The sequence below is a fragment of the Paractinoplanes ovalisporus genome (assembly GCF_016834655.1).
GTDB lineage: Bacteria > Actinomycetota > Actinomycetes > Mycobacteriales > Micromonosporaceae > Actinoplanes > Actinoplanes ovalisporus.
Genome location: NZ_JAENHP010000036.1, coordinates 76,993 through 87,452, shown reverse-complemented (window position 1 = coordinate 87,452; position 10,460 = coordinate 76,993). Strand labels below are relative to the sequence as shown.

The 10,460-nt window shown below is 71.0% G+C and carries 11 protein-coding genes; 7 read left to right on the top strand and 4 right to left on the bottom strand.

Annotated features, from left to right (window positions below; translation table 11 throughout):
• Positions 1–250: 250 nt before the first annotated feature.
• Positions 251–1,237: a nucleoside triphosphate pyrophosphohydrolase gene (locus JIG36_RS49265; RefSeq protein WP_203383857.1), complete on the top strand. Its 987-nt coding sequence runs from the start codon at positions 251–253 to the stop codon at positions 1,235–1,237.
• A gap of 10 nt (positions 1,238–1,247) precedes the next feature.
• Positions 1,248–2,864 (top strand): DUF885 domain-containing protein, encoded by a 1,617-nt coding sequence (locus tag JIG36_RS49260; protein ID WP_203383856.1) that lies wholly within the window; start codon positions 1,248–1,250, stop codon positions 2,862–2,864.
• A gap of 215 nt (positions 2,865–3,079) precedes the next feature.
• Here JIG36_RS49260 and JIG36_RS49255 read toward each other — a convergent pair whose 3' ends face one another.
• From JIG36_RS49255 to JIG36_RS49240, 4 genes are all read right to left on the bottom strand, one after another.
• Positions 3,080–3,997, bottom strand: a complete 918-nt coding sequence (locus tag JIG36_RS49255) for a phosphotransferase family protein (protein ID WP_203383855.1) — start codon at positions 3,995–3,997, stop codon at positions 3,080–3,082.
• Positions 3,998–4,014: 17 nt separating this feature from the next.
• Entirely contained in the window at positions 4,015–4,545 is a 531-nt protein-coding gene (locus JIG36_RS49250) for a hypothetical protein (protein ID WP_203383854.1), read from the bottom strand.
• A gap of 399 nt (positions 4,546–4,944) precedes the next feature.
• Positions 4,945–5,616, bottom strand: a complete 672-nt coding sequence (locus JIG36_RS49245) for a hypothetical protein (protein WP_203383853.1) — start codon at positions 5,614–5,616, stop codon at positions 4,945–4,947.
• 42 nt (positions 5,617–5,658) lie between these two features.
• Positions 5,659–6,291, bottom strand: a complete 633-nt coding sequence (locus JIG36_RS49240) for a hypothetical protein (protein ID WP_203383852.1) — start codon at positions 6,289–6,291, stop codon at positions 5,659–5,661.
• Positions 6,292–6,457: 166 nt separating this feature from the next.
• On the opposite strand from JIG36_RS49240, the gene eno reads away from it, so the two are divergent.
• The 5 genes from eno (at position 6,458) to JIG36_RS49215 (ending at position 10,456) form a co-directional block, all read left to right on the top strand.
• Positions 6,458–7,741 carry a phosphopyruvate hydratase gene (eno, locus tag JIG36_RS49235; protein ID WP_203383851.1) on the top strand — a complete coding sequence of 428 codons (1,284 nt, stop codon included), beginning with the start codon at positions 6,458–6,460 and terminating at the stop codon, positions 7,739–7,741.
• Between the two features lie 456 nt (positions 7,742–8,197).
• Positions 8,198–8,554, top strand: coding sequence for an FtsB family cell division protein (locus JIG36_RS52970; RefSeq protein ID WP_236049978.1), 357 nt, complete (start codon positions 8,198–8,200; stop codon positions 8,552–8,554).
• A 1-nt stretch (position 8,555) separates the two neighbouring features.
• Positions 8,556–9,053, top strand: coding sequence for a DUF501 domain-containing protein (locus JIG36_RS49225; RefSeq protein WP_203383849.1), 498 nt, complete (start codon positions 8,556–8,558; stop codon positions 9,051–9,053).
• 3 nt (positions 9,054–9,056) lie between these two features.
• Positions 9,057–9,551 carry an amino-acid N-acetyltransferase gene (locus tag JIG36_RS49220; protein ID WP_203383848.1) on the top strand — a complete coding sequence of 165 codons (495 nt, stop codon included), beginning with the start codon at positions 9,057–9,059 and terminating at the stop codon, positions 9,549–9,551.
• Positions 9,548–10,456: a Ppx/GppA phosphatase family protein gene (locus JIG36_RS49215; RefSeq protein ID WP_203383847.1), complete on the top strand. Its 909-nt coding sequence runs from the start codon at positions 9,548–9,550 to the stop codon at positions 10,454–10,456. Before JIG36_RS49220 ends, JIG36_RS49215 begins: the two co-directional genes overlap by 4 nt.
• The last annotated feature ends 4 nt before the right edge of the window (positions 10,457–10,460 follow it).

Sequence of the window (10,460 nt, the reverse complement as noted above, 5' to 3'; positions counted from 1 at the left end):
GCTGTTCAGCCTTGCCCAACCCATTGACCCAGCCCGCACCAGAACCCTCGAACACCTGACAACCCCTCGTTGAACTCAGGTGTTGCGACGACCCCTTGAACCGGAGGCGGGTGGGGGAGGTGGTGGCTGCTCCCCGCGCACGTCAAGATCACGCACGTCATGATCACGGCGCACCTGATGACCACGCGCGTCATGATCACCTGCCCGGCGCCTGTCCGGGGCCGTAGCCCGGGGTGGCACAGTTGCGGGCATGACCGCACGGATCTTTCTGCTCGTCACCTCCCCTCGCCTGCCGGCCGGGCTGCTCACGGCCGCGGCCTGGGACGTTCTGCGGGCCCACCCGGTCTTCGCCGCCGGTGAGAGCGCGCAGGCCGAGGCGCTGCGCAAGAGCGGGGTGCCGGTCACAGTCATCGAGCCCGACCCGGAGCGGCTGATCGCCGAGCTGAACACCGCATCGGGACCGGGAGCCGGCGAGAGCGCGGTTGTCTGGCTCGGCGGGCCGGCGGGGGACGAGGCGTTCGCGCGCAGCCTCGGGCTCCGGCTGGCCCGCGAGCCGGGGCTGGCCGAGCTCGAGCTGATGTACGGGTCGTGGGACCCGCCGGGCGCCCGGCTGCTCGACGCGGTCGCGGTCATGGACCGGCTCGTGTCCCCGGGCGGCGACCCCTGGAAGCGGACCCAGACCCACCGCACGCTCGCGCCCTATCTGCTCGAGGAGAGCTACGAGGCGTACGACGCGATCGAGTCGGACGACACCGACGCCCTGCGCGAGGAACTGGGCGACGTGCTGCTGCAGATCGTGCTGCACGCGCGGCTCGCCGAAGAGCTACCCGAGGACGAGGCCTGGAACGTCGACGACGTCGCCGGGGGACTGGTCGACAAGATGGTGCGGCGCAACCCGCACGTCTTCGCCGGGGTCGAGGTCGCCGACATCGAGGAGATCACCCGGAACTGGGACCAGATCAAGAAGGCCGAGAAGACCCGCGACTCGGTGCTCGACGGCATCGCGCTCAGCCAGCCCGCTCTCGCCCTGGCCGCCAAGATCCTCCAACGTACGGATCGGGCCGGACTCGACGTACGGGTGCCGGAGGGTTCTGATCTGGGTGAGCGGCTGCTGCGGACCGTGGCCGAGGCGCGCGTCGCGGGGGAGGACGCCGAGCAGGCACTTCGCCGTGCGGCGCTCAACTACGCGGAGACCGTACGGGCGGCGGAGCGGAAAAATGTCGGTGGGGCCGAGTAGGTTTCACGGCATGCCCGAATTCGTACCGCTCGCCGAGCGCATCGTCGACGCCCTGCTCGAGAGCAGCCCGGGGCTGGCCACCTATTCGGGCGACCACCGCTTCGACGACCGCCTGCCCGACCTGTCACCCGGCGCCGTCGAGGCCCAGATCGCCATGCTGCGCGACGCGACCGACGCGCTCTCCGGCGTCGACGCCGACGGGCTCGACCCCGAAGACCAGGTCGACCACGCGATGCTCAGCGCCATGGCCGAGCGGGGCCTGTTCGAGCTGGGCGACGTCCGCGAACACGAGTGGAACCCGCTCGAGCACAACCCCGGCCCGCTGCTCCACGCGCTGATCTCGCGCCAGTTCGCCCCGGCCGAGGAACGTCTGGCCAGCCTGGGCGGCCGGCTCGCGGCCATCCCCGACGCGCTGGCCACGGCCCGCGCGGTGCTGCGCGACGTGCCCCGCATCCACGCCGAGACGGCGATCGGTCAGTTCGCGGGCACGGCCGCGCTCATCCGCGACGAGATCCCGGCCCTGCTCGACCAAGCGCCGGGCATGCGCCCCGCGGTCGAGTCGTCGTCGGCGGCCGCGTTGAAGGCCCTGGAAGAGTTCGACGGCTGGCTGCGCGGCCTGGTCGACAGCGGTGAGCCCGGCCGCGACCCGCGCCTCGGCCGCCGCTTGTGGGAGGCCCGCCTCTGGCACACGCTCGACACCGAGCTGCCCGCGGCCGAAGTGTTGTCGCGCGCGCGGGCCAACCTCGAACTCGTCGGTCAGCGCCTGCGTGAGGCGGCGGCCGAGCTGACCGGCGGCCCGGCCACCGACGAGACCGTCCGCCAGGCCCTCGGCAGCCTCGGCGCGCAGCACCCCGCCAACGACACCATCGTCGGCCTGGCCAAGGTGACGATGGAGGAGGCGACCGAGTTCGTCCGCAAGCACGACATCGTCACCCTCCTCGACGACCCGTGCGTCATCGAGGAGATGCCGGAGTTCGCCCGGGGCGTCGCCGTGGCCTATTGCGACCCGCCCGGCCCGCTCGAGACGGCCGAGGTGCCGACGTTCTACTGCATCTCGCCGACCCCGTCCGACTGGCCGGCCGAGCGGGTCGAGTCGTTCTACCGCGAATACAACGACCACATGCTGCGCGACCTGACCGTCCACGAGGCCATGCCCGGCCACTTCCTCCAGATCGCCCACTCACGCCGTTTCCGCGCCGCGACCCGGGTGCGGGCGCTGGGCTGGTCGGGCCCGTTCGTCGAGGGCTGGGCCGTCTACGCCGAAGAGGCCATGGCCGACCTGGGCTTCGGCGGCCTGCCGGTCCGCCTCCAGCAGCTGAAGATGCAGCTGCGCATGAGCCTCAACGCCATCATCGACCAGCTGGTCCACTGCGAAGACATGCCGGAGTCCGACGCGATGGCCCTGATGACCGGCGCCGGCTTCCAGGAGGAGGGCGAGGCCGCCGGCAAGTGGCGCCGCGCGCTGCTGACGTCCACACAGCTCTCGACCTACTTCGTCGGCTACACCGAGGTGGCCGCCATCGCCGCCGCCCGCCCGTTCGGCGCCACTCCCAAGGCCTGGCACGACGCCATGCTGGCCCACGGTTCCCCACCGCCTCGCCACTTGCGCACCCTGCTGGGCGTCTAGCCACCGCCACCCACCACCGGCGGCGCTGAGCCACACGTGCGCGGTGGCGTCGTGCCGTGCGTGCGTCGTGCCGTGCGTGCGCGGTGGCGTCGTGCGGGGGGCGGTGGCGTGGTGCCGTGCGCGCGGTGGCGCCGTGCGTGTGCGGGGGCGTCCTACCCGGGCGGCGGAGGTGGTGCCGTGCACGCGGTGGCGCTGTGCATGGGTTGAGCGCGGCCTCAGGGCCGGTGGAGCAAATGCCGTACGCGGAGGGCCCGTGTTCGCTGCCAGGTGCGCAAAGTGGGGAGGCCGGGCGGCTCGGGCAAGGTTGAGCGGTAGCGCCACATGCCGGCGAGCGCGGCCACGAAGCGGATCGCACCCGGCGGTAGACCGGCGAGGACATTGCGGGCGGCTTCGAGCGCGGCCGCGGGACCGTCGTGGTGTCCTGTTCCCACGATGTCGGCGGCCAAGCGGGCCCGGTCGAGCCAAGCGGCCCCGGCGCAGCCGAAACTCCAGTCGACGAGCACGGCCCGACCGCCCGCTATGTCTATGACCGCGTTGTCGGCCCGGACGTCCTGATGCACCAGCGCCGGACCCGCCGTCCACTCCGGCCAGCCGTCCGCCAGGTCGGCCAGTTCCTTCACGTGGTCGCGTTCCCAGGCGTCGAGCTGATCGGGACGGAGACGCCGCCAGCCGTCGAGGTCGGTCAGCAGCTCTCCGATGCGGGGCACGGCCGTGGGCGCTCTCAGCTTCGCGATTTGTTCGCAGGCCTGCTCGACCAGTCGGACACCGTCGGCGGTCCAGGGCGGCCCGGCCACTGATCCCTCGGCGACGGTCATCACCAGCGCGCACCAGTCGCCCACCTCGACCGAACCGATCAGCCTCGGGGTGGGCGCCGCGGCGGGCATGGCTTCCAGGGCCACCACCTCGCGCCGGTAGAACCGGTGGGACTGGGCGCCGGCGCTCGCGGAGACCGCCTTGACGAAGACGCGCCGTCCGTTCGCGAGCGCCAGAATCGCGGCCGGGCCCGGCGACATCCCTCCGCTGACGTCACGGACCTTGACCGCCCGCGCACCGCAGACCTCTTCGACCGCGCTCCGGACCCTCGCGGGCGTCGCGCTCCACCGCGGCCGCTGAGCGAACAGATCGCCGCTCACGGGTTGGGCTGGGTCTCTCAGCCGGGGAGGTAGCGGTCGGCCCACTCGGTGAACCGGGGGCCGAATTCGCCTCGGGCCTTGCTGACGATGGTGTCGGGGTCGTCGGTCGGGGCGAGGCCGAACTGGGTGCCGAGCCAGGTCACGTAGGCGGCGTGGGCGGGGCGGTGTTCGTGGTCGGCGGCGCGGTAGAACGTGACCTCGTCCCAGTCGATCATCGGCTCGGCGTCGAAGGTGAGCAGGCGGAACAGGTCCGGCAGGTCGCGGGCCACCACGTGCTGGCCGCCCTCGTCGCCGAAGACGACTACCGGCAAAGTGGCCAGGTCGGCGCGGTCGTCCACGCGCCAGAGGGCATAGAACGAGCCGCCGCCGGTGGCTGTGGCGAACGGGATCAGGCCGGCCAGGAAGTCGTTGTCGTCGGACCAGCCCGCGGACAGGCCCGACTTGTCGTCGTAGTCGGTGAGGCCGAACCCGTCGGCGTACTCGCCGAAGCCGTTCTCATCCTGGAACGCCTTGAGGAGGTTGAGCTCGGGCACGGGGGAGTACGACATGGGGCGCGAGCCTACCCACCCAGCTCGGCCTTGCGGCGCCGGAGGGCGGCCCTCGTCCGCAGCGCCGACACGAGCATCAGCACGGCCGCCACGCCCAGCACGCACAGGACCGCCAGCAGCTCGTCGCCCACACACCCTCCCGCCGATCAACTCGCCGGGACAGTCGAGCGACCCACAGATCGCGCCGCAACCCGTGTCTCGCTCCCCGTTCAGTCGGGCGAAGGCCGCGAAAGGTTCACGAGAGCGCGGAAGAGGTGAGCGCGGCGAGAGCAGGAGAGGTGAGCGCGGCGAAAGCAGGAGAAGTGAGCGCGCGGAGGAGCGGGAGAGGTGAGCGCGGAAGAGCGGGAGAGGTGAGCACGCGGAAGCTCGGGAGAGGAACGCGTGGAAATGCGGGAGCGGCTACTTGGTGGACTTGTCGATCAATTCGGCGCCGGGCGGGATCAGGAACGCGTCGTCCGGCAGGTCTTCGCGGTAGGACGTGAGGGCCTGGTCGATGCGCGTGCCGTCGACGGTGGCCGTGAAGCTGGCCAGCACACCCTCGTTGGTCACGCACAGGTCGAACGAGCGCGCCGGCGTGCCGTCGACGCCGCTCAGCGTCAGGCAGGTGGCGTGCCGGCCGGCGATGGTCGTGTCGTGCTGGGCGGTCTCGACCGTGGGGTCGAGCGCCGCCGTCGCCAGCATCGCCTGGACGGCCTCGGCCGAGACCAGCGGGCCCTCGTCGAGCGTGGCCGCGGCCGCCGGATCGGCGGCGGTCGACTCGCACTTCGACTGGCGGCAGGTGATCGTCACCGTGCTCGTCACGATGAGGCGGCCGCCGGGATAGACCCATTCGGCCCGCAACGGGCGCTGCGCCCGGTTCACCATGGCCGTGTCGCCGCCGGCGATCTGGTATTTCGCCGAGTAGGCGAGCGCCGCGCCGGCCGCCAGCTGGGTGGCCGTCTCGGTGATCAGGTCGTCGCGGCTCAGCGGGGCCGCGCTCGCCTCGCCGGTCTCGCCGCAGCCGGCCGCACCGAACAGCGCCAGGCACACCGCGCTGACGGCGGCGGCGGTAAGGCGCGTAACAGTGGGCACGACTGACACCTTGACCCATGCGCGCAACCTCAGGCAAACCAGTTACTGCGCCGATGCACTCCGTGCCCGGGCCATCAGCTGCTCGTGCATGATGTAGCGCCGGACCACGCGGGCCTGGTGCTCGTCGTCACCCGTGAAAACCGCCACCATCTCGACGATCAGCGGGCCGCGGTGGGGGATCTGCTGGCGCATCGAGCTCACCTTGACGGCCTGGGCGCCGAACTCGACCACATCGTCACCGACCTGCACGCGCAGGGTGACGTCGTCGCCGGGCTGCACCTCGACGTCGGTGAACTGGGCCCGCACGGCGCGTTCGCTGAGGTCGCGGACGAACCCCTGGGCCACCGGCTGCGATGGCAGCATCAGCACGATCGGCTCGCCGCCTCCACCCCGTACGAAATCGCGGGTCTGCTCGAGCGAGAGGTCGCCCGCGAGCTGGAGCTCGACCCGGTTGCCGTCGACCGAGGTGACGTTGGCGAGCGAGGCGTACCGGCCGCGCGGCGCCGTGGCCCAGCGCAGCGTCACCGTCGTTCCGGCCGGGGGCACGTCGGCCAGCGCGAGCGAGAGCGTGACAGCCGTGCCTTCGGCCTGCACGACACGGACTCCGGACTGCGTTTCGCCGAACGCGGTCATCTCGATGAACGACCCGCCGGCGGGAAGCGTAGGTGTGCTCATAGTGACCGGGTGATCGGTAAACCGGGGCGGGACCTGAGCCAAAACCCAAGGGCAACCGTACGTACGCCGGGAGGGCTCGATACGCTCAGTGCCGTGGTCGGCCGCAGGGTCGCGGTCGGTGTGAACGGCAGCCAAAGGCAGCCTGAATGAAGGAGCGACACGACACATGGCCACCATCGAAGCGATCGTCGCCCGCGAGATCCTGGACTCCCGGGGCAACCCGACCGTCGAGGTCGAGGTCGGGCTTGACGACGGCACGGTAGGCCGCGCGGCGGTGCCCTCGGGCGCCTCCACGGGAGCGTTCGAGGCGATCGAGCTGCGGGACGGCGACAAGGGCCGCTACCTGGGCAAGGGCGTCGAGAAGGCGGTCTCGAACGTCGAAGACAAGATCGCCGACGAGCTCGTCGGCTACGAGGCCAGCGAGCAGCGCCTCATCGACCAGAAGATGCTCGACCTGGACGGCACGGCCGACAAGTCGGAGCTGGGCGCGAACGCGATCCTCGGCGTCTCGCTGGCGGTCGCCAAGGCCGCCGCGCTCTCCGCCGAGCTGCCGCTGTTCCGCTACGTCGGCGGCCCCAACGCGGCCGTCCTGCCGGTGCCGATGATGAACATCCTCAACGGTGGCGCCCACGCCGACTCGAACGTCGACGTGCAGGAGTTCATGATCGCGCCGATCGGCGCCCCGACCTTCCGCGAGGCCCTGCGCACCGGCGCCGAGGTCTACCACGCGCTCAAGTCGGTGCTGAAGAAGAAGGGCCTGTCGACCGGCCTGGGCGACGAGGGCGGCTTCGCCCCGAGCCTGCCGTCCAACGCCAGCGCCCTCGACCTGATCGCCGAGGCCGTGCAGGCTGCCGGCTTCTCGCTGGGCAGCGACATCGTGCTGGCCATGGACGTTGCGGCGACCGAGTTCCACAAGGACGGGTCGTACGTCTTCGAGGGCAACCCGAAGTCGACCGACGAGATGATCGCGTACTACGCCAAGCTGGCCGCCGACTACCCGATCGTCTCGATCGAGGACCCGCTGTCCGAGGAGGACTGGGCCGGCTGGAGCGCGATGACGGCCGAGCTCGGCGACAAGATCCAGATCGTGGGCGACGACCTGTTCGTCACCAACCCGACCCGCATCGGCCGGGGCATCGCCGAGAACGCGGCCAACGCCGTGCTGGTGAAGGTGAACCAGATCGGCTCGCTGACCGAGACGCTCGACGCCGTCGACCTGGCCCACCGGGCCGGCTTCAAGACGATGATGAGCCACCGCTCGGGCGAGACCGAGGACACCACGATCGCCGACCTGGCCGTCGCGGTGGGCAGCGGCCAGATCAAGACCGGTGCGCCGGCCCGGTCCGACCGCGTCGCCAAGTACAACCAGCTCCTGCGCATCGAGGAGCAGCTGGAGGGCGCGGCCCGGTACGCCGGTGCGGGCGCTTTCCCGCGTTACCGCACGGCGTGACGAGCGCCCGCTAGATCATGGAGTTGTGGCGCCCGCGGAAACGGGCATAGGTTTCCCGCAGGCGCCACAACACGTGACGGAGGGGTTGGGGTGACGACACAGCGACGATCACCGAGCGGTCAGGGTCCGTCCCGCCGCCCCGGGCCGTCGCGCACTCGCACCACTGGACCTGTCCGAAATACCGGAAATGTCCGGAAATCGGGAAGTGGTAGCGCCGGCCGGGACGACGGATCCAAGGGCAGCGCGGGCAAGAGCGGCGCGAGCAACGACAGCGCGGGCAAGGCCGGCGCGAGCAAGAGCAGTGCCGGCCGGGGCCGCGGCGGCGCCAGCCCGACGAGATACACCACGAGGACCGCGACGAGCCGTCCCACGTCCTCACGCCGTACGGGAAACGCAGGCCGGGGCGCCACCAAGCGCACCGTCGCCCCCCGGCCGCGAGCACTGACCGGCCGCGCGATGGTCCTGATCATCGTCTTCGTGGCGCTGGCCCTGGCCTACACCTACCCGCTGCGGGTCTATCTGGCCCAGGAGTCCCAGATCGCGCAGCTCGAGGCCGAGAAGGCCGCGCAGCGCGATCTGATCAACCAGAAGTCGCAGGAGCTTCAGAAGTGGAAGGACCCCGAGTTCCTGCGGGCCATGGCGCGCGAGAAACTGTTCTGGGTCCGGCCCGGGGAGACCCCGCTGCTGGTCACCAACGACCCGGCCGGCGCCGCCGCCGAAGCCGGCCAGAAAGCCCCGGCGGCCGCACCCGACCGCTGGTACGACACGCTGTGGAGCAGCGTCCGAGCCGCCGACGCGGAGTCCCCGAACTGAAATGCCAGAACCATCCGAAGCAGATCTTGATGCCGTCGAAGCCCAGCTAGGCCGTCGCCCCCGGGGCACCCGTGCCGTCGCGCACCGCTGCCCCTGCGGCAACCCCGACGTGGTCGAGACGGCCCCCCGCCTCGACGACGGCACCCCGTTCCCGACGCTCTACTACCTGACCTGCCCGCACGCGACCGCCGCCTGCAGCCGCCTGGAGTCGGCCGGGGTCATGCGCGACATGCAGGACCGCCTGTCGACCGATCCCGAGCTGGCCACGCGCTACAAGCTCGCCGCCGAGGACTACGTGACCCGGCGCAAGGCGATCGAGGACGTGCCCGAGATCGCGCACGTGGCCGCCGGCGGCATGCCCGATCGGGTGAAGTGTCTGCATGTCCACCTCGGGCACGCGCTCGCTGTGGGCCGTGGCGTGAATCCTTTCGGGGACGAGGTCCGCGACGCCGTCGAGCCGTGGTGGACCGAGGGCCCATGCGTACCGAAGGCTGAGTAGACCGTGGAGATCCGCCGCGCGCGCACCAAGGACGTCCGGGCGATCCGTGACCTGGTCGACCAGTACACCTCCGACCGCCGGCTGCTGAGCAAGGCGACGGTCACGCTGTTCGAGTCGGTCCAGGAGTTCTGGGTCGCCGTCGACGACCGCGACCGCGTCTACGGTTGCGGCGCCCTGCATGTGATGTGGGAAGACCTGGCCGAGATCCGTACGGTCGCGGTCGATCCCGCCTTCCGGGGCCAGAAGATCGGTCACAAGATCGTCGGACGCCTGATCGACGCCGCCCGCGAACTGGGCGTGGCCCGCGTCTTCTGCCTCACGTTCGAGACCCGGTTCTTCGGCTCGTTCGGGTTCACCGAGATCGACGGCGCGCCCGTGCCGCACGCGGTCTACGAGCAACTGCTGCGCTCGTACGACGAGGGTGTCGCCGAATTCCTCGACCTGGAACGGGTCAAGCCCAACACGTTGGGAAACACGAGAATGCTGCTGCACCTGTGAGGGTCGCCGGAATCGACTGCGGGACGAACTCGATCCGCCTGCTCATCGCCGATGTCGAGGCGGACGGCAAGCTGACCGACGTCGCCCGCCGCATGGAGATCGTGCGCCTCGGCGAGGGCGTCGACCGCACCGGGCGACTGTCCGACGGGGCCATATCCCGTACGCGGAAAGCTCTGCTGGGTTATGCCGCCGAGATCGCCGAACTGGGCGTCACCCGGGTGCGGATGTGCGCGACGTCGGCCTCCCGCGACGCCGAGAACGCGCAGGAGTTCCGCGACATGGTCCGCGGCGTGCTCGGTGTCGACCCCGAGGTGATCAGCGGCAACGAGGAGGCCCGGCTCTCCTTCACGGGCGCCGTCGCCGGCCTCACCGCCGAACGCCCCTGCCTGGTCGTCGACATCGGCGGCGGCTCGACCGAGTTCGTCACCGGCTCGGACACGGTCGACCACGCGATCTCGATGGACATCGGCTGCGTGCGGATGACCGAGCGGCACCTGCACAGCGACCCGCCGAGCCCGGCCGAGATCCACAACACCGGGCGCGACGTCACGGCGGCGGTCGACATCGCCCTGACCGCGGTCCCCGGGCGCGAGGCGAAGACGCTGGTCGGCCTGGCGGGCACGGTCACCACCATCACGGCCCTGGCGAAGAGCCTTCCCACGTACGATTCCACGCGCATCCACCACGCCGAGGTGAGCCTGAACGACGTGGCCCGGGTGACCGCCGAGCTGCTGGGCATGACCGTCGAGCAGCGCCGGGCCCTGCCCGTGATGCACCCCGGCCGGGCCGACGTGATCGTCGGCGGGGCCCTCATCCTCCGTACGATCATGGAACGCTCCGGCCATGACACCGTGATCGCTTCCGAGCACGACATTCTCGACGGCATCGCGTTCAGCCTCGCCTGATTTT

What these genes read in the sequence shown, in the direction of transcription:
- eno (WP_203383851.1), top strand. Translation starts at nt 6,458, where the DNA reads ATGGCCACCATCGAAGCGATCGTCGCCCGCGAGATCCTGGACTCCCGG.
- JIG36_RS49250 (WP_203383854.1), bottom strand. Translation starts at nt 4,545, where the DNA reads ATGTCGTACTCCCCCGTGCCCGAGCTCAACCTCCTCAAGGCGTTCCAG.
- JIG36_RS52970 (WP_236049978.1), top strand. Translation starts at nt 8,198, where the DNA reads ATGGTCCTGATCATCGTCTTCGTGGCGCTGGCCCTGGCCTACACCTAC.
- JIG36_RS49225 (WP_203383849.1), top strand. Translation starts at nt 8,556, where the DNA reads ATGCCAGAACCATCCGAAGCAGATCTTGATGCCGTCGAAGCCCAGCTA.
- JIG36_RS49265 (WP_203383857.1), top strand. Translation starts at nt 251, where the DNA reads ATGACCGCACGGATCTTTCTGCTCGTCACCTCCCCTCGCCTGCCGGCC.
- JIG36_RS49240 (WP_203383852.1), bottom strand. Translation starts at nt 6,291, where the DNA reads ATGAGCACACCTACGCTTCCCGCCGGCGGGTCGTTCATCGAGATGACC.
- JIG36_RS49260 (WP_203383856.1), top strand. Translation starts at nt 1,248, where the DNA reads ATGCCCGAATTCGTACCGCTCGCCGAGCGCATCGTCGACGCCCTGCTC.